Source organism: Psychrobacter sp. SC65A.3, assembly GCF_025642195.1.
Taxonomy (GTDB): domain Bacteria; phylum Pseudomonadota; class Gammaproteobacteria; order Pseudomonadales; family Moraxellaceae; genus Psychrobacter; species Psychrobacter cryohalolentis.
In genome coordinates this window covers 743,473-762,308 of sequence record NZ_CP106752.1, presented here as the reverse complement: position 1 = coordinate 762,308, position 18,836 = coordinate 743,473, and the positions used below count along the sequence as shown (strand labels likewise).

Here is an 18,836-nt window from a genome sequence, read left to right as displayed (position 1 = left end):
TATAAGTACATTTTATAAGTAAAAGTTTTAAGAAAAGCCGTCCTACATGGTAGGGCGGCTTTTTTGTGCGCTATAAGTAACGATATCTACCCAAATAACAGAGCTATTCAATCACTTTTTTAATTAACTGATGCTCATTTACTTAATAATTATTTGGCTCGATTTAGCCAACCAAAACGAAAGTTTTACTTGTTATTCACTGATAGCTTTCATACGATGGTAATAATATAAATTTATTAAAACAATCAGGAGCCATCATGCAAGAAATAGAGCTGAAATTCTTGGTACCAGAGTCGCGATTAAAAGGGCTTATGCGCCAAGCGAAAGTCAAATCATCACAAGTAACACAACTGGCTGCGCATTATTATGACACCCCTGACCAGCAGCTTGCACAGGCTGGTATTGGCCTGCGTATTCGTCAGGAGGGTGATGCTTGGGTGCAGACTATCAAAGCGGGTGGCGATGGTATCGCAGCGCGCCTAGAGCACAATGCCACCTTAGATAATGAGCAGGTACAAACCATGCTCGAAAATAACGCGCTGATGCCTGATTTAACGATTTATAAAGATAGCCTTATTGCCCCAGCATTGACAGATTTTAAGCTCAAAAAACTGGCTAAAAAACTGATCCGTTTATATGTGACTGATGTAGAGCGTACCACCCGCTTATTGATAGAAGATACGAGCGATGAAGTCGTTAACAGTATTGAGATGGCTTACGACTATGGAGAAATTATCCATGGTACTGATGATACTCAAAGAGACGCCATTCAAGAAGTTGAATTTGAGCTCATAGCAGGTGAGTTAGATTTTTTATTTACGACGGCTAAAACATGGTGTCAGCGTCATAAATTGTGTCTCTCTACCGTAACCAAAGCAGAGCGTGGCGGCTTGCTTATTAAGGGACAAAATTATAGCTCAGCCACTGCTGCTGACTTGAGCACCCTTAGTATCAATAAAAAAATCACTATGCCTGCTTTTTTACGCGCTGTCGTGCATAACTGCTTATTGCAAATACTCCCAAATAGCAGCGCCATCGTGGCAGGCAGTAAAGACAATGATCACATTTTACAGCTATCTATCGGTATAGAGCGCTTGCACACTGTACTACAAGCATTTGATAGCTTCTCAGATGAAATCAATCCGGATTGGTCAGCCATACTGCAACAAACTGTTACTTTACTCGCTGATTATCGTAAGCTTGCTCATCTTAGTATTCATATTGAACCAATGTTACAACAGCACGGTGCACCTATCGTTGATTGGACAGCGGATATTGATGCTATCAAAATTACACCAATGACTGCAATCAGTGCTAACGACTTCCAGATTGTGTTGCTCGAGCTCATCGCCTTTACTATGAGCGACCCTAGCCTTGAGCCTCAAACAGATAAGCTGGCTATCAATAAGCTTGAAAAAGCACTTATTAAATACTATGACAAATTACTTGAAGCTGAGCAATATTTAGAGGACAGCTATGATGATTCAGATAGTGAGTTAGAGAAAGAATCCATCATAAAAGCATTGCATAACCTACATGCTCATCTAAAAAATCTATGTTCTATCAGCGAATTAGTAGCACCTTTGTATAGCAAAAAGAAAACCAAGCGTTGGCTAAAACGTGCCGTAAAAGCAAAGAAAGCACTGGGTCAACAGCTCGATATGATTGACTATCAGCAGTACTATCAAAGTAAAGCCAGCTCTGACTCTGCTGCTTTATATGCGGCAGGCTGGTTGAATGCTGCTTCGATACCAATCGCAGCAGCCACAGAAAAACATTTGGATAGATTTCATGAGTGCTCTGTATTTTGGTAATTGAGTATATTGTCATTTTATGTTTATAGATATTAGAGAAAAAGACAGCTCACTGAATAAGGGTTGTCTTTTTTATATCGTCGACTCAATTTATAATCTATACATTACTACTACAGCTACTTAATACTACTTTTATTGGGCGATAATATTCACTGGTGTCCCTTCCTCAACCTGCTCAAACAATTCGATAATATCTTGATTGCGCATACGTATACAGCCATGTGAGAGTGGCACGCTCATCGGCTCACTGTCAGGCGTTCCATGAATGTAGATATAACGCTGATAAGTATCGCAGCCACCTTGACTATTACTGCCTTTATTAAAGCCTTCCTCAACACCGCTTAGCCAAAGAATGCGGCTTAGTATCCAATCGCGTTTTGGGTTCAATGCTCTAAGCTCAGCATTATATATTTCTCCCGTCGCTATACGTCCAACAAATACCGCATGACTTGGCGCATTGCCGCCTATTTTTTCTGCAATGATATGCTGACCAAGTGGTGTACAACCACTGTCTTGTTGACTGCCTATTCCATTTTTGGCTGTTGATATAGCATATTCAGCAATAACTTTTTGCCGCCTATAAACGGTCAAATTTTGCTGAGCAATGCTAATCACTATCTGGGTCGTAAGATTTTCGTTATCTGTCATAGCAATTTTCCGGCAGTTATTTCGATTATGGCTGTTATAGTCGATTCAATTTAAAAACAATACAGTACTGTTTGAATAAATTTTGCGAAGCCTTTGGAGTGCGAAGCGCACAGCAAGCGAGAGAAATTTATCCCAGCATAATGCTATTCTGAACGTAACTCTTTTATATTGAACTCACCATAGCAGCATAAGAATGAATGAGTCTTTCTATTATCAAGGGATTGTATCAAGACATTTGACACCGTAATATAGGGGCACACTTTTTGATGCTAGCAGATTATGACGACTATTTCACCGACACGGGTGTCGATGTATGATTTTCTATATCAAGATACCAAGCCATTGGTGTCATTATTAGCAGATGCAGCAGCGCTGTCATTGCCGCAAGCGCGTTTGGCAATGGATGCCAGCTTGCAGGCGATTATCAGCGCCCTTCTCGCGTATCAGCAGCGCCATCAAGGACAGGCTCTAAGCAAAAAGCTATTTGGTCGCAGTGCCGTCAAAGAAATGCGCCAGTACAATTCTATGAATTTTGCCACTCTAAATACAACGTTATACCATCGCCATGATGCCGCCGATGCGATATTCCATGATAATGCACGGGTGAGCAAAGCCAGTGAGTATATTGCAGCACAGATTGACGCGACAGCGCCACAAGTACAAATCTTGCTTACTACCCTATGCGTCATTGTGCTACGTGAGCTTGCTATTTTGGTTGAGTATAGCCAACTTGATCATGATGAGGTGAATAAATGGTTCGCCTTACAGCCACAATTTTTGTCCAAAGCGCGTTTTGCTACCCCTGTCTCAAATTTAGCTCTTAACGAATCAGCTGATGATAGCGATGAGTCACAAACCACATTGTCAGCAATAGAAGCGGTAAAAATACAGTCAGTAGCTAGCGACGAGCGTTACTTATTAATCGCTGAGCAATTGACAGATAACCCGCCAGCTTTTGATCCTTACTGGTATGAGCTGACAGCATTCATACCCGAACAATTTGAGCCAGTAAAAGACGTGCAGTTAGCGACTGGTAACTACTTAAAAGCCATTGGACGCTCAGCTGAAAACATTCAACAAGGTAAACACAATGACTTATTGATGTTTGCACCGATGACGGCTATTGGCTTGCCACATCAACGCTGGCTAGTACAACTGGCTAAAATATCAGAGATATATTTGCAGCGTAATCGATTACGCATTACTTCTGAACCTATCAACCCACCAAAGCCGCCGTTGGTTAGCTCAGGATTGCTGAGCAGTAATAGCAACAATGATAATACACCAAGCACCCTTAGCGAAAAGCCGATTGAATACGAGGCATCAGTCCCCCTATGGAAAAATCCCGTCATTCTGCTGATTATTCTCGTGATTGGTGGGCTTGGAATATTGGCAACCATCAAGTATCAAACGCAAAAAGCCAACGGCGTCGTACTTGCTACCAATGAAGTGTTAGCGCAAGACTCTGAAACGGAAGAGCGAAAACAGCAAGATGTGGCTATCGTTATGGTAGACGATGATATCGCTGATGACGATATATCTAATGAGAATACGAAATCAAAACCAAAGTAAAATCCAAATACATTTAAAAATAGTTTGATAAAAAATATCGCCAATAAAAAATATTGATAATAAAAAAGAGCCACTATTTATATAGCGGCTCTTTTTTTTAATTATTTAAGAATATGATTGTGTTAAAAACAACTTTTAATCAGCAATACTTATTTTGACAAATCACGACCACGGCTGGCTTCAATTGCCAAACGTAGACCATTCAGACGAATAAAACCTTCTGCATCTTTTTGATCATAGGCACCCGCATCATCTTCAAAAGTCGCAATTTTTTCATCAAATAACGAATCATCTGACTTACGACCAACCACGCTCACAGCACCTTTGTATAATTTGACACGTACTGTACCATTAACATATTCTTGTGACTTATCAATCAGCGCCTGTAGCATCATACGCTCAGGGCTGAACCAATAGCCGTTGTAGATAGTCTTAGCATAACGTGGCATTAGCTCATCTTTTAGATGCGCCGCTTCACGGTCAAGTGTCAATGACTCAATACCGCGATGCGCTTTTAACATAATGGTACCCGCTGGCGTCTCGTAGCAGCCGCGCGACTTCATACCGACGTAACGATTTTCAACGATATCCAAACGTCCGATACCATGCTTGCCGCCAATCTCATTAAGCTTAATCATTACTTCATATGGCTTAAGCACTTCACCATCGATGGCAACGATGTCGCCTTTTTCATACTCTAATTCCAGATATTGGGCTTCATCTGGTGCTTCTTCTGGGCTTACTGACCAGCGCCACATGTCATCTTCTGCTTCAGCATACGGATCTTCTAAAATACCGCCTTCATAAGAGATATGTAATAAGTTGGCGTCCATTGAGTATGGGGATTTTTTCTTATTGCCCGCATAGTCGATGGCAATATTATGCTCTTTAGCATATTCCATCAAGCTTTCACGGCTCGATAGATCCCACTCACGCCAAGGCGCGATAGTCACGACGTCTGGAGATAAAGCGACAGCACCAAGCTCAAAGCGTACTTGGTCATTACCTTTCCCGGTTGCACCATGACTGATCGCATCAGCATTATGTTCTTTAGCGATTTCAACCAAACGCTTAGCGATGAGTGGACGCGCGATAGAAGTACCAAGCAGATACTCACCTTCGTAGATGGCATTGGCACGGAACATTGGGAACACGTAATCACGAGCAAATTCTTCGCGCAAGTCTTCAATATGGATATGTTTGATACCCATGGCTTCAGCTTTGGCACGCGCAGGCTCAACTTCTTCACCTTGACCAATATCCGCAGTGAAAGTGATCACTTCTGCATCATAGGTTTCTTGTAGCCATCGAGCGATGATTGAGGTGTCAAGACCCCCCGAATATGCCAACACGATTTTATTAATAGTTTTTGGATCAAGCTGAGCCATGAAACACTCCTAGTATGAGGAATTTAATGATAGGTAAATCGACTATATCACGAGGAAGATAGATTGCTCGCTCAGTGTACATCATATTTACCATTGGCAAAAGTGGCACTGCCGTTAGGCATGAGGTTTTTGCCCAAGTTTAGTTGCCACTAAAGCAATAATTTTCTCGCCAATAATAGAGTGAACATGGCATCTTACTTCTACAGATGAATAAATTACCTACCATTTCTGTAGAGATATTATGTATAGATATTCAGCCACATATTTAGTCAGGTAAGCAAATCTGTTATGATAGCCGCACAGCAAGACTCCCTTTTACTCCCAGATATGACGATATAGAGCGCGACGATACTATGACTGATTCAATTAGAGAATTGACCATCCTACAACCCGATGATTGGCACATTCATTTGCGTGACGATAAGGCGCTAGCAACCACAGTCCCTCATGCGGCAGAGAGCTTTAATCGCGTCATCTGTATGCCAAACCTTGTACCACCAGTCAAAAACGTCGACGACGCGCAAGCATATCGCGCGCGTATCATGCAACACCTAGAAATCAGCAATCTGAGCGCTGAGCGTAAAGCATCATTTGACCCGCGCATGACCTTGTATCTCACCGATCATACCACCGCACAAGATATTGAACTGGCGGCAAAGTCTGGCATCGTACAAGCGGTCAAGCTCTATCCTGCTGGTGCTACCACCAACTCTGCTGATGGCGTCACCGACATCAATGCCTGTGTCAATGTCTTTGAAGCGCTTGAAAAATATAATCTACCTTTGCTGCTACATGGAGAAGTCACTCACGACCATGTTGATATTTTTGATCGTGAAAAGCGCTTTTTGGATGAAGTGATGGTACAAATCATCGCAAAGTTTCCAACCATGAAAATTGTGATGGAGCATATCACCACTAGTGATGCCGCTGATTTTGTCTTGTCACAAGGCAATCAAATTGCTGCCACTATTACGCCGCAGCATTTAATGTTTAACCGCAATCACCTATTGCTTGGCGGTATTAAGCCGCACTTCTATTGCTTGCCTATCTTAAAGCGTGAAAGCCATCAGAAAGTATTACTTGATGTCGCTACCAGCGGCAACCCAAAATTCTTTTTAGGTACTGATTCTGCGCCTCATGCAACCGATAAAAAAGAAGCGGCTTGTGGCTGTGCTGGCTGCTATAGCGCGGCGACTGCACTACCTTTATATGCCACAGCGTTTGATAGTGTTGGTAAAATTGACAGATTAGAAGGGTTTACCAGTCGTTTTGGTGCACAATTTTACGGTTTGCCCGTTAACGAGAGCACTGTCACCCTTGTTAACGCACCTATGCAAATACCAACAAATTATCCTTATTTTGATGGTAGCTCATTAACTCCATTGATGGCAGGCGAGACATTACCTTGGTCGATCAAAGGATAATTTTGATACTTTTTAATTAAAACCCTTTTTTATAAAGTAAAATTATCTGTATTTTATCCTATGATAGCAATGCTATCTTTCCATTGAAAAATAGTATGAGTGTCATAGGATGTTTATTTTTTATTAAACACAATAGCCCGACTGATAAAAGCGATTTAACCTGATATGACCATTAAAAAAGATACCGCTTTACCCAAAATAGATGTAGCCGTTCCTATAGATTCGACGACAGAAACGCTAGCACCCATGAAACTAAAAGAGCGTTTTCGGAAATTCCTACCAGTAGTAGTGGATGTTGAAACGGCAGGATTTAACGCGCAAACTGATGCCTTGTTAGAGATTGCCTGTATTCCTGTACTACTGAATGAGCAGGGTGTTTTTTATCCGGGTGAGGCATTCAATGCTCATATCGAACCTTTTGAAGGGGCAAATCTTGAGCCAAGTGCCCTCGCCTTTACCGGCATTGACCCCAATAATCCGCTACGTAAAGCCATTGCTGAAGACGAAAAAACGGCGCTACGTCGTATTTTTAAAGGGTTAAAAGAAGTACGCCGTACTGAAGACTGCCGTCAATGTGTGTTAATCGGACATAATGCACATTTTGATTTGGCATTTTTAAATGCCGCGGTATTACGCACCAATAATAAGAGCCACAATCCTTTCCATAACTTCTCAGTCTTTGATACGGTGACTTTATCAGCACTTGCTTTTGGTCAAACGGTACTAGCACGCGCCTGTAAAGCCGCAGGACTTGATTTTGATGGTAACGACGCTCATTCTGCACTCTATGACACGCAAAAAACCGCTGAGCTATTTTGTTATATCTTAAATAATTATCCTATGCTCGCTAATGCCATGCACAGCGAGCCTGAAATCACAGAAACTGCGACTGATAATAGCAAATAAATCAGTTATTACAGAGTACGTGTTGCTCGCTACCCATAATAGTGCTATTTGTAAGGTCTGCTAACTTTAACCTTACAATTTAACAGGACGATTTAATCATTTGCGTACATCTTGCTCAAGCGATGATTAGATCTATAGATGGTTTAAGTTACCTATTGTGCTTTTAGCGTCTGTTATAGACGATTAAAGCTTATTATGAGGGACTTTATGATGGAACCACAGTTTAAATTATGGGCGACGATCATCGGCTATATGCTGCTTGCATTAACGATTAGTACTTGTACTTCGTTGTGGATTCGATATCATTTGAAGCGTAATGACCTGCATCCACGTCGCGCGCTTAAAAAAAGATATTTAATTTTAAAAAGACGTAGAAAAAGGCTTGACAGCAAGCGCAGACCCCATTAAAATACGCACCACTTCAGCATAAAGGTGAAAGCAGCTGAAGCGTTGTACTAGTCCCCATCGTCTAGAGGCCTAGGACACCGCCCTTTCACGGCGGTAACGGGGGTTCGAATCCCCCTGGGGACGCCACTATTTGGCGTCACTTATTAGCAAATATGCTTGTTAAGCATTAGATAAGACTAATAAGCGTACCACTAAAAACCCTATCACAACATACTGTGATAGGGTTTTTTTATGTGGATTAGTTTCTACTTTTCAGCATAAAATATATCTATTACGCCTTGTCCATGCAGCCTAACAGCCACTTAATACCTGATTGTAAAAACAAAAAAAGCCAGCAATTTATGCTGACTTCATAAATACATGTATAGATATTTAGAAAATCTTATCGGATAAAATCAGCCACAGTAGTGCTAACACAATCAATCCACCCAATATGGTTTGGATCAAGAAAAATGCTTGGTGCTGCCCTACTACTTTGCCTAATGTTAACCCTAGCGTGCTGTATTTTATCGGCTGAGAATCAGTATCACCAGTCACTTCCTGCGCTTCATAATAGCCTTGCAGAATATCTAAAAACTGCTGCCATTCGTTTGACTTCCAGCTATCAGGTCTAAAAGGCATAAAGGCTTTTAGCTTAGGCTCATTAACCATCCAGCGCTCAAGCGTAATAGAGCGTAATGACCATCCTTCAAAGCGGCGTTCATCAATCGCTGAAAAATCCAATATTTTTAAATCTTTGTGGCGATCATCTATTAACAAGCGATTTTTAAGGTTGGTCAGTGCTTGCTCAGTACCTTCGACATATTGAAAAAAGTAACCATTGCCGTAGCAAAGAATACCCGTAAGATCATCAATTTTATTCAGCTTATTTGCGACTTCTGCGATATCATTAAGCGTACTAGAGTTAGATAGACCAGTAGACGTAATGTGGCTCAGATATACAAGCTGGCATAGATCTGGCATTACTGGGTTTGTAGAATCAATCGTTGGTGACAATCAGCTTCTCCCTATAATTAGGTAAATGTAGCTAAGACAACCATACTCATTTTTAGAAAAAACCATAGAAGCAAGACGTTTCTAAACACAGATCGGCTTGGTATATTATTGATTTTATAAATATTTATATTAATTGTATTAAGTTGGTTACATCATAGGCTGTTTTAGTGATCAAAGCAATGTATGTTTATGGCAAATAACAAGTTGTTAATATTGAACAATATTTAGGTAATATTCATATAAAAAATATCTACAGCTATAAAAAATATTATAGGAAAAATAAACGGCTATTTAGCAAATATAAATAATAAAAATTTATGAATATAATTTCATGTCTCAAATTTAATACTAGCTATAAAGCTTGCAACGCAACCTTACAGAGGTAGATACAATGAATATTCGATATTTTTATGACAGAATAAAAAATCTATATAAAATTAAAAAATACAGAAATCAGAGTGTGATAAGAATTTTATGAGCTAGGGGCAAATTGAGCCTTGAGAATGGCTGTCAGTAAAATAATATCATCAGGATAAGTCAGTTTGATGTTTTGACGGCTGCCTGTTACCAATCGAATTGGCAGTTCTAAATGCTCAAAAGCACTGGCTTCGTCAGTAATAGCCAGATTATGCTCAGTGACATAGTTCAAGACTTGTTGCAATTGTCCAAGCCTAAATACTTGCGGTGTTTGTGCCTGCCACATATGGCTGCGATCAATGGTTTTTTGAGCATAAGTATGAAGCGTGTCATAACCACTCTGACTATTAGCAAGCTCCGGCTGAGTATTCAGTTGCTGAAGATATAGTGGAGCTTCATATGCTGGCGTTGATAGTGTGTTAGATGCTATGTAAGACTGTTTTAGGGTATCAGCAACCGGTGTCGCTAAAATAGCACCATAAGGCTCTAGCATCGCTGCTTGAATGACGGCATCAATATCATGACTTGGTACGGCAGGACGAGCTGCATCATGGATCACAACCAAATCCGACTCATCTGCGCCCGCATTAATCATTGCCTCGACTCCTGCCTGCACCGATTGCCAACGTTCAGTACCGCCAATAGCATAATATATAGGAAGCGCAAAGCTCAGTGTCTGGGCAGTGCTATCCTCTTGAGCCACAACCAATAGACATTGATCAATATAATTACTCTCAGCCAGACGTGCCACACTGTGCTGTAATAAGGTTTGACCTTGCAGTAAGGTATATTGTTTAGCAATAGACGCGCCAAAGCGACTACCGCGTCCAGCAGCAACGATCATGGCATGGATATTAGGAGTGGTATTCATAATGCAGTACTCATGGGTTGATTCCATGAAAATAGGATAAGAGAAAAATGGGAATTAAGAGGTATAAAAATGAAAAAAAACTATTATTATCAATAATAGCTCATTGCAACGACTTTAGAATCAATACCGACTTTACGTCAAAATCAATAACGACTATGAGTAGTAGGCGCGGTTGATACTTGTACAAAAGTCTCATTTGGCTTAATCAAACCCAAATCCAAACGAGCATGCTCCTCTACCGCTTCGAGACCAGTCTTTAGATCATTGACATCGGTACGCAGTAAGTTATTTGCTGAGACTTGGTTGTCATTTAAGCGCTGCTGCTCATCCACTTCAGTCAGAAGCTTATTGTGCTCGACGCGACCATTTTCACCCAGCCAATACTGATATTGCAGTCCTGACAGCACGGCAACGGCTAACGCAAGTAGTATAAATTGGCTAAAGTATTTCATAATATAATAACGCCAAACGATATAAAGAGAATATAAAATTGCTGAGCGATATATTTATATATCGCCCAGCGTAAGCGACAATTTTGGCTGATTAACCACGTAGACCAATGAACTCTTCGCGACCACGATAGCTTGCACGTACTTGCTGCTCGATACGAAGCAATTGGTTATACTTTGCAACGCGATCTGAGCGGCATAATGAGCCAGTTTTGATTTGTCCGGCAGCGGTACCTACCGCTAAATCAGCAATGGTGCTGTCTTCCGTTTCGCCTGAACGATGCGAAATAACCGTCGCATAACCGTTTTTCTTCGCCAGATAAATCGCATCTAGCGTTTCTGACAAGGTGCCGATTTGGTTAAACTTAATCAAAATCGCATTGGCAATTTTCTTATCAATCCCTTCTTGCAAGATAGCAGGGTTGGTTACAAACAAATCATCACCGACCAGTTGAACCTTATCACCGATTTGCTCAGTTAGGTATTTCCAGCCATCCCAATCTGACTCATCAAGACCATCTTCGATAGAGATAATAGGATATTGACGCGCAAGACCCACTAAATAATCTGAAAACCCTTGGCTATCAAAGGATTTATTACCCTCGCCTGCCAAGACGTATTTGCCATCTTTATAGAACTCAGTAGCAGCACAATCTAAAGCTAAGTGAATATCTTTACCAGCTGTGTAGCCTACTTGCTCAATCGCTTGCATGATAACTGTAATGGCTTCTTCGTTGCTGCGAAGATTTGGCGCAAAGCCGCCTTCATCACCAACAGCAGTATTCAAGCCTTGTGATTTTAGAACAGACTTTAAGCTATGAAAGATTTCGGTACCAGCACGCAATGCTTCTGAGAAGCTGCTAAAACCAACCGGCTCAATCATAAACTCTTGAATATCGACGGTATTGTCCGCGTGCTCACCACCATTAATGATATTCATCATCGGTACAGGCATCGTAAGCGACGTCTGGTTGCGCAGATCAGCGATATACTGATGTAATGGCAGACTTTGTGATTTAGCAGCCGCTTTAGCAACCGCAAGTGAAACCGCAAGTATGGCATTGGCACCGAGATTGTCTTTATTTTCTGTACCGTCTAGCGCAATCATTGCATCATCAATGGCTTGCTGAGCAGTAACATCTTTGTCCATCAAAGCACTGCGGATTTGGCTATTGACGTTAGCTACTGCCTTTTTGACGCCTTTACCCATATAGCGGCTTTGATCGCCATCACGTAGCTCAAGCGCCTCACGTGAGCCAGTCGATGCGCCGCTTGGAGCAGCAGCACGGCCAATAGTGCCATCAGCTAAAATCACATCAGCTTCAATCGTTGGGTTACCACGCGAGTCTAAAATCTCACGAGCGCGAATGTCTTTAATTGCGGTGACGTTGTTGGTTTCTTCAGCGTACATAATGTCTGTTAATTCCTTTGGTCATGCCAAGTTTATGAGATAAATAACGGCAACTAGAATACAAAAAAGATAAAGCAGAATATCGTATAGTAATGCGCAAAAAAAGCTTTAGTGATTAATACAATCGGCTCATTTTAAACGTAATCAAAGGTTTATTTCATCCCTTAACCATTAGCTATAGTGCTTGGTATCATAGCATAAATTTTGCCAAACTTCCCTTATCTTAAAGCAACAGACGGTCATAAAATCGCTAATCAATAGTTAAATGAGCCGCTATCAATTTATCTCAGTACCTATGATATCAAACGTCATATAACTCTTACGCTTTTGTTAGACGATCTGCTTTAGTGTGGGAGTCTGATACGGTATTATTCAGCTCAACCTTTGTCTTAAAACGCGTTAAACGCAGCGCATTCATCAACACTGAAATCGAGCTAAGTGCCATAGCAGCAGCGGCAATCATAGGATTCAAAAAGCCAAAAGCAGCGAGCGGAATACCAAGGCAATTATAGATAAAGGCAAAAAACAAATTTTGTTTGATATTACGCAGCGTGGCATTCGCAATTTTTTGCGCTGCGTCGATATGCATCAGCGACTCACCCATCAAGCGCGCAGAGGCACTATGTTGGGCGACATCCGTGCCTTCAAACATGGCAAAGCTGGCATCGGCAGTTGCCATCGCTGGTGCATCATTGACACCATCTCCTGCCATAGCGACTTTATGACCCGCTGTTTGCAGTAGAGCAATTTGGCTGGCCTTGTCACGTGGACTCATCTTGCCATACGCTTTTTCGATACCAAGCTGTCCGGCAACGTGATCGACGACGGATTGTTTATCACCGCTCATCAAAATAACATTAATACCCGCATCTTGTAGTGCAGTAATCGCCTGCGGCGTATCTGATTTTAAGTCATCCGCTAAAGCAAATGCGCCTAGTGCTTCATCGTTAATACTAATCGCAACAGTACTGGCAATTTGCCATACCTTTGGCATCAATTTAGGCAATACAAGATTGGCAAACTCTGCTGTGCCAACCTTTACCACACCTAAGCTTTCAATATTTGCCTGTATACCTGCGCCTTTGATAACGCTGATATCAGACACATCGAATAAGGATAAACCACGCGCTGTCGCTGCATTAACCAAAGCAGTTGCAAGCGGATGACTGGCATGTACTTCAATACTTGCGGCAATCTGTAGTACATCATCAACCGCTATTGATTTATCGACCATAACTTCATCGACAATGGTCGGCTTACCAATGGTCAAAGTACCTGTTTTATCGAGCACTACTGTATCGATATTGCCTGCCGCTTCCAGGCTTTGCGCATCTTTAAACCAAACACCGTGACGCGCAGCCACGCCCATACCTGCCATGATTGCGGCTGGTGTCGCCAAACCAAGCGCACAGGGACAAGCAATGACCAACACCGATACCGCGTGCATCAAAGCGATATCGAGCATACCGGTCAGCCACCACGTCACACCAAAGGTAACCAGTGCAATCACTACCACAACGGGCACAAAGACCGCAGTGACTCTATCAGCAAGGCGTGCCAGATTGGCTTTTGAGCCTTGGGCATCGCTTAGTGCTTGTACCATATCACCAAGCTTTGTATCACTACCCTTGGCATTGACGCGATATAACAAGCTACCGTTTTCAACCAAGGCACCCGCTAATAATCCATCGCCTACTTCTTTCTTAAGCGGTACTGACTCACCGGTTAAATGACTCTCGACACACCAGCCAGCACCATCGATGACCGTCCCATCGGTTGCAACGCGGCTACCTTGTTTGGCACGCAAGATATCACCCACTTGTACCTCTTTGAGAGCGATATTTTTAAACTCACCATTTGGCTGCTGTTGCTCAACTTCGTCTGGTGTCAGCGATAATAGTAAATCAATACTATTCAGACTGTGCTTTTTAGTGCGCTCTTCAAGGTATTTACCGGTGCGCACAAAAGCAATGACCATCACGCCTGCTTCAAAATATACCGCAGGACTGCCACTCGCACCATGACCACCAGTATGCCCACTTTGCAACAGACTATTTAAGCTACCATCACCATGGGTCAGCCACAGATACGTTGAATACGCCCAAATGGTTACCGTACCGATGACGACCAGTACGTCCATATTGGCAAGACCGCCTCTAATAGACGCCCAAGCACTTTTATAAAACGGCAATGCAAATCCAAACTGTACAATGGTCGCTAATATGAATTGCATCCAAATCGGCGGCATCCATGCCATACCCTGCCCAAAGAGCATGCCAGCCATACCAACTAAAAACGGCACCAAACAGACCCATAGTCCAATCAAACGCCATGGATACTGAGTGCTCGCATCCTCATCTTTTTGAGCAAACAAGCTATCAGCCGCCTGTAAATTGGCGACAAAACCCGTTTTGTTGACCCATTCCGTCACCTGCTCTGCCGTCGTCTGTGTCGGATCATAATCCACATTGGCGGTCTCGCCTGCGAAGTTCACGCTGACCTCATAGACTGATGGCTTTTTATTCAAAACCTTTTCAATCCGTGATGCACAGGCCTGACACGTCATACCCTCTATCGCCAGCTGCAAGTGCGCACGCTGCGGCGTAAGCGGGGTATTAGACTGAATATCAGTCTCAACATCGTAAGAATTATGGGTATTGGTAGAATTATTCATAAATAAAACTCGTTATGGCGTTTATAAATTTGTATGAGCTATAAAAATCTATCAGTGGAGGAATAAAAATCCAAATCAAACAAGCAGTACATTCTAAAGATTAATATCTTATTGTTTTTCAGAGCATTTAAATAGTAGTCATCTTAGTGTATCAACCTATATATTAAATGGTCATGATTAGCGCCAATTCAACTATTTCAGCCGACCAATTATTTCAGATTAAAAGGACATGTTGCAGAAATAAGAGAGCTGAGAACACTACTCTGATAGCCATAGTTTTTCACCATTAAAAAACCAGCCACAATAGCTGGTTTGTTTATAACAAAGCATAAAATTAAGCGTTGGTAACAGTGGCATCAAAGCCTGCGTCATCAATAGCAGCAGCAATCGTCTCTGCACTGGTTTTGCTATCATCAAAGGTGACTGTCGCTTGATTGTCTGCAAGCTCGATACTGATGTCATCTAAACCATCGATATCAGCGGTGGCGTTATGGACGCTTGCCACACAGCCACCACAAGTCATGCCATCAATTTTAATGATACGGGTTTGGTTTGCCATGAGAGGCTCCTTATTTTTATCTGTGAATAAATGGTTTGTATACTTTAATGGTATAAGACTTTATTAAAATAGCCAAGACCAGCATAAGAGCTATTGGCGTTGACCACAAGTCAGTTTGGTTATACTTTTATAAATCTAATCATGATAACGTGGATTTTGCGGGGCATCGATAGGAAATGGCTGAGTGACATAATCGACCATACTAATCGCAGCAGTAAAGGCATGGATACTGGTTTTGGTATCATCATAACGCACCAACGCCATATGACTGTTAGCATCTAACTCAATAGCGGTGACGCCCGTTATATTCTTTAAAGCGGTCATGACGCTATCTAAACCTTCTGAATCATTGATGTTTTCAATGCTTACTTGTGCCACTTTAATCGCCACTGTTTTATCCTCACATTACTTATGATATTAATGAGTATCCAAAGTCTCAAAGCCTTTGACCAAGTCATCAAGCTGTTTAAGTTGGCGTAAGAAAGGCTCTAATTGGCTCATACGTAGCGCACACGGACCATCACATTTTGCCACTTCTGGATTTGGATGCGCCTCTAAAAACAATCCTGCAATCCCTGTTGCCATGCCAGCACGTGCCAGCGTGGTGATCTGCTCACGGCGACCACCTGCACTATCACTACGGCCGCCTGGCTGCTGCAAACTATGCGTCACATCAAAGAACACTGGTATCTCCATCTGCTTCATGGTATCAAAACCCAGCATATCAACCACTAGGTTATTATAACCAAAGGCACTACCGCGCTCACAAAGAATAAGCTTATCGTTACCGCCCTCAAGACATTTATTGACGATATGACGCATCTCATGCGGGGCTAAAAACTGCGCTTTTTTGATATTAATAATCGCATCCGTCTTCGCCATCGCATGCACCAAATCTGTTTGACGGGATAAAAACGCAGGCAACTGGATAATATCAGCTACTTCAGCAACTGGTGCCGCTTGATAAGGTTCGTGGACATCCGTAATAATCGGTACTTGGAATTTTTCTTTGATTTGCCCAAGCCAATCGATACCTTTCTCTAGCCCCGGACCACGATACGAGGTCAGACTTGAGCGATTGGCCTTATCAAAGCTGGCTTTAAACACATAGCCGATACCCAAACGTTGGCAGATTTCGACATACTGTTCAGCAATCTCAAATGCCATCTCTTTAGACTCTAAAACATTCATGCCACCGAATAAGACAAATGGCTGATCATTACCGATACTGATGTTTTTATTATCAGGTGTATTAAGTTGAATATGCGACTGCGCGGTTAGTAGGTTTTCCATTGAGTAGGTATCCTCTTTATTGTTATCTCTTATTGTAACCGATAGGTCAATTAAAAAAAGGCTATAAGCGTAATTAGCGGCAAACCATTAGAAAAATCAGCATGCAAACCACTGCCAAAAAATCAGCCAAAAAAAAAGACCAATCCGAAGATCAGTCTTTTTATATCAAAAGCACTTATAACTTAACCATTATTTCGCTTCACTATAATTCTTCGCCGCTTTTACAAAGCTATTGAACAATGGATGACCACCGCGTGGCGAGCTGGTAAATTCTGGATGGAACTGTACCGCAACAAACCATGGATGATCAGCAAGTTCAACTGACTCAACTAGGTGCTGCTTAGCAGAATAACCTGATACCGTCATTCCTGCCTGCTCTAGTGGCTCGATATAGCGGTTATTCATCTCATAGCGATGACGATGACGCTCAGTTATATTGTTAGCACCGTAGATTTGTGCAAGCTTACTACCAGCGACCAGCTCAGCTTGCTGCGCACCTAAACGCATCGTACCACCAAGGTCTGAATCATCACTACGAATCTGCAATTCGCCGCGCTCATCTAACCACTCTGTAATCAAGCCAATAATAGGCTCAGCTGTTTTACGATCAAATTCAGAAGAGTTGGCATCGATATGTAGCACGTTACGCGCATATTCAATCACTGCAAGCTGCATACCTAAACAGATACCTAAATAAGGTACGTTGTTTTCGCGAGCATAGGTAATGGCTTTGATCTTACCCATCGTACCGCGCTCACCAAAGCCGCCTGGCACCAAGATGGCATCAGCATTATGCAGTTGCGCTAGTAAGCTGTCATCGTCTTCTAAACGTTCAGCATCGATATAATCAATTTTGACGTCGGCTTTGTGAGTAATACCGGCATGTAACAATGCTTCATTGATTGATTTATAGGCATCTGGTAATTCAACATATTTACCAACCATGGCTACTGTTACCGTCGACTCAGGATTCAGCTGCGCTTCGACAACCTTATCCCAATCGCTCAAATCTGCTTCTGGTAAATCAAGACCAAAACGCTCACAGATTAAATCATCAAGATCTTGCTCATGTAAGGTACGTGGAATCTGATAAATACTTTGCGCATCTTCACACATAATGACCGCACGCTCTTCAACGTTGGTAAATAGTGCAATCTTGCGGCGATTGTCTTGTGAGATATGATGATCAGAGCGGCAAATCAAGATATCAGGCTGCAAACCGATAGAACGCAGCTCTTTGACTGAATGCTGAGTTGGTTTAGTCTTAGTTTCACCTGCACTGGCGATATAAGGCACTAGTGTAAGATGCATCAGCATGGCACGATTGCGACCAAGCTCGACTTGCATTTGACGTACTGCTTCCATAAAGGGTAACGACTCGATGTCACCTACGGTACCGCCAATCTCGATGATAGCGATATCATAGCCTTCGCCACTGGCAAGAATTTTGCTCTTAATCTCATCCGTAATATGCGGAATCACCTGCACCGTACCGCCTAAATATTCTCCACGGCGCTCTTTATTTAAGACATTTTGATAGATGCGACCACTGGTGAAGTTGTTACTTTTGCTCATCTTTGAATGGCGTAAAAAACGCTCATAATAGCCCAAGTCCAAATCTGTCTCAGCGCCATCTTCGGTCACGAATACCTCACCATGTTGAAACGGGCTCATCGTGCCTGGATCAACGTTGATATACGGATCCATTTTGGTCATGGTCACGTTTACGCCACGTGCTTCTAAGACGGCAGCAAGGGAAGCTGCGGTAATACCTTTTCCTAGTGAGGACACTACCCCACCGGTCACAAATATAAACTTGGTCATAGTACTCTGTCGGTAATTGGTAAAGAAGGATTTTACTAAAAATACGCCATAAAATATAGGGCAAAAGCACAAACTATTTGAAACTCTTCATTTTTAGCACATGTCTATTATAACTCACTACAGCGTTAAAAAAGCCATAACAAAAAAACTCACCCCGAAGGATGAGTTTTTTATTCAGATTC

General features: G+C 42.1%; 15 protein-coding genes and 1 tRNA gene. 5 read left to right on the top strand and 11 right to left on the bottom strand.

Features of this window, described 5'->3' with window-relative positions:
• Positions 1-257 precede the first annotated feature (257 nt).
• On the top strand, positions 258-1,814 hold the full coding sequence (locus tag OEG80_RS03275; protein WP_263241726.1) for a CYTH and CHAD domain-containing protein: 1,557 nt from the start codon (positions 258-260) through the stop codon (positions 1,812-1,814).
• Positions 1,815-1,946: 132 nt separating this feature from the next.
• On the opposite strand, the gene OEG80_RS03270 is transcribed toward OEG80_RS03275, so the two are convergent.
• On the bottom strand, positions 1,947-2,462 hold the full coding sequence (locus tag OEG80_RS03270; RefSeq protein ID WP_263241725.1) for a L,D-transpeptidase: 516 nt from the start codon (positions 2,460-2,462) through the stop codon (positions 1,947-1,949).
• Positions 2,463-2,741: 279 nt separating this feature from the next.
• On the opposite strand from OEG80_RS03270, the gene OEG80_RS03265 reads away from it, so the two are divergent.
• Positions 2,742-4,034, top strand: a complete 1,293-nt coding sequence (locus OEG80_RS03265; protein WP_263241724.1) for a hypothetical protein — start codon at positions 2,742-2,744, stop codon at positions 4,032-4,034.
• A gap of 149 nt (positions 4,035-4,183) precedes the next feature.
• Here OEG80_RS03265 and OEG80_RS03260 read toward each other — a convergent pair whose 3' ends face one another.
• Complete coding sequence (locus tag OEG80_RS03260) at positions 4,184-5,422, bottom strand: argininosuccinate synthase (RefSeq protein WP_133105055.1); 1,239 nt, start codon at positions 5,420-5,422, stop codon at positions 4,184-4,186.
• Positions 5,423-5,775: 353 nt separating this feature from the next.
• On the opposite strand from OEG80_RS03260, the gene pyrC reads away from it, so the two are divergent.
• The 3 genes from pyrC to OEG80_RS03245 all read left to right on the top strand — a co-directional run bounded on the left by pyrC (position 5,776) and on the right by OEG80_RS03245 (position 8,286).
• Positions 5,776-6,846, top strand: coding sequence for a dihydroorotase (gene pyrC / locus OEG80_RS03255; RefSeq protein WP_011514185.1), 1,071 nt, complete (start codon positions 5,776-5,778; stop codon positions 6,844-6,846).
• Between the two features lie 165 nt (positions 6,847-7,011).
• Positions 7,012-7,752: a ribonuclease T gene (gene rnt, locus OEG80_RS03250; protein WP_020444050.1), complete on the top strand. Its 741-nt coding sequence runs from the start codon at positions 7,012-7,014 to the stop codon at positions 7,750-7,752.
• Positions 7,753-8,210: 458 nt separating this feature from the next.
• Positions 8,211-8,286: transfer RNA gene (locus OEG80_RS03245), tRNA-Glu, on the top strand.
• Between the two features lie 246 nt (positions 8,287-8,532).
• Here OEG80_RS03245 and OEG80_RS03240 read toward each other — a convergent pair.
• From OEG80_RS03240 to OEG80_RS03200, 9 genes are all read right to left on the bottom strand, one after another.
• Entirely contained in the window at positions 8,533-9,156 is a 624-nt protein-coding gene (locus OEG80_RS03240; RefSeq protein ID WP_020444051.1) for a BLUF domain-containing protein, read from the bottom strand.
• Positions 9,157-9,628: 472 nt separating this feature from the next.
• Positions 9,629-10,471, bottom strand: a complete 843-nt coding sequence (locus OEG80_RS03235) for an IspD/TarI family cytidylyltransferase (RefSeq protein WP_041772301.1) — start codon at positions 10,469-10,471, stop codon at positions 9,629-9,631.
• A gap of 116 nt (positions 10,472-10,587) precedes the next feature.
• A complete protein-coding gene (locus tag OEG80_RS03230) occupies positions 10,588-10,896 on the bottom strand; it encodes an FtsB family cell division protein (protein ID WP_020444053.1) in 309 nt (102 codons plus the stop codon).
• A gap of 91 nt (positions 10,897-10,987) precedes the next feature.
• Positions 10,988-12,304, bottom strand: a complete 1,317-nt coding sequence (eno, locus tag OEG80_RS03225) for a phosphopyruvate hydratase (protein ID WP_011514190.1) — start codon at positions 12,302-12,304, stop codon at positions 10,988-10,990.
• Positions 12,305-12,623: 319 nt separating this feature from the next.
• Entirely contained in the window at positions 12,624-14,978 is a 2,355-nt protein-coding gene (locus OEG80_RS03220) for a heavy metal translocating P-type ATPase (RefSeq protein ID WP_263241722.1), read from the bottom strand.
• Positions 14,979-15,312: 334 nt separating this feature from the next.
• Positions 15,313-15,537, bottom strand: coding sequence for a heavy-metal-associated domain-containing protein (locus OEG80_RS03215; RefSeq protein ID WP_020444055.1), 225 nt, complete (start codon positions 15,535-15,537; stop codon positions 15,313-15,315).
• A 135-nt stretch (positions 15,538-15,672) separates the two neighbouring features.
• The gene (locus OEG80_RS03210) at positions 15,673-15,927 is read right to left on the bottom strand and encodes a hypothetical protein (RefSeq protein WP_011514193.1); all 255 of its coding nucleotides are present in this window, start codon (positions 15,925-15,927) and stop codon (positions 15,673-15,675) included.
• Between the two features lie 27 nt (positions 15,928-15,954).
• Entirely contained in the window at positions 15,955-16,830 is an 876-nt protein-coding gene (gene kdsA, locus OEG80_RS03205) for a 3-deoxy-8-phosphooctulonate synthase (protein ID WP_149409215.1), read from the bottom strand.
• A gap of 189 nt (positions 16,831-17,019) precedes the next feature.
• A complete protein-coding gene (locus tag OEG80_RS03200) occupies positions 17,020-18,654 on the bottom strand; it encodes a CTP synthase (protein ID WP_133105061.1) in 1,635 nt (544 codons plus the stop codon).
• Between the last annotated feature and the right edge of the window lie 182 nt (positions 18,655-18,836).

Coding starts and splice junctions, on each gene's coding strand:
- OEG80_RS03275 (WP_263241726.1), top strand. CDS start 258: ATGCAAGAAATAGAGCTGAAATTCTTGGTACCAGAGTCGCGATTAAAA.
- OEG80_RS03270 (WP_263241725.1), bottom strand. CDS start 2,462: ATGACAGATAACGAAAATCTTACGACCCAGATAGTGATTAGCATTGCT.
- OEG80_RS03265 (WP_263241724.1), top strand. CDS start 2,742: ATGACGACTATTTCACCGACACGGGTGTCGATGTATGATTTTCTATAT.
- OEG80_RS03260 (WP_133105055.1), bottom strand. CDS start 5,422: ATGGCTCAGCTTGATCCAAAAACTATTAATAAAATCGTGTTGGCATAT.
- pyrC (WP_011514185.1), top strand. CDS start 5,776: ATGACTGATTCAATTAGAGAATTGACCATCCTACAACCCGATGATTGG.
- rnt (WP_020444050.1), top strand. CDS start 7,012: ATGACCATTAAAAAAGATACCGCTTTACCCAAAATAGATGTAGCCGTT.
- OEG80_RS03235 (WP_041772301.1), bottom strand. CDS start 10,471: ATGGAATCAACCCATGAGTACTGCATTATGAATACCACTCCTAATATC.
- OEG80_RS03230 (WP_020444053.1), bottom strand. CDS start 10,896: ATGAAATACTTTAGCCAATTTATACTACTTGCGTTAGCCGTTGCCGTG.
- eno (WP_011514190.1), bottom strand. CDS start 12,304: ATGTACGCTGAAGAAACCAACAACGTCACCGCAATTAAAGACATTCGC.
- OEG80_RS03220 (WP_263241722.1), bottom strand. CDS start 14,978: ATGAATAATTCTACCAATACCCATAATTCTTACGATGTTGAGACTGAT.
- OEG80_RS03215 (WP_020444055.1), bottom strand. CDS start 15,537: ATGGCAAACCAAACCCGTATCATTAAAATTGATGGCATGACTTGTGGT.
- kdsA (WP_149409215.1), bottom strand. CDS start 16,830: ATGGAAAACCTACTAACCGCGCAGTCGCATATTCAACTTAATACACCT.
- OEG80_RS03200 (WP_133105061.1), bottom strand. CDS start 18,654: ATGACCAAGTTTATATTTGTGACCGGTGGGGTAGTGTCCTCACTAGGA.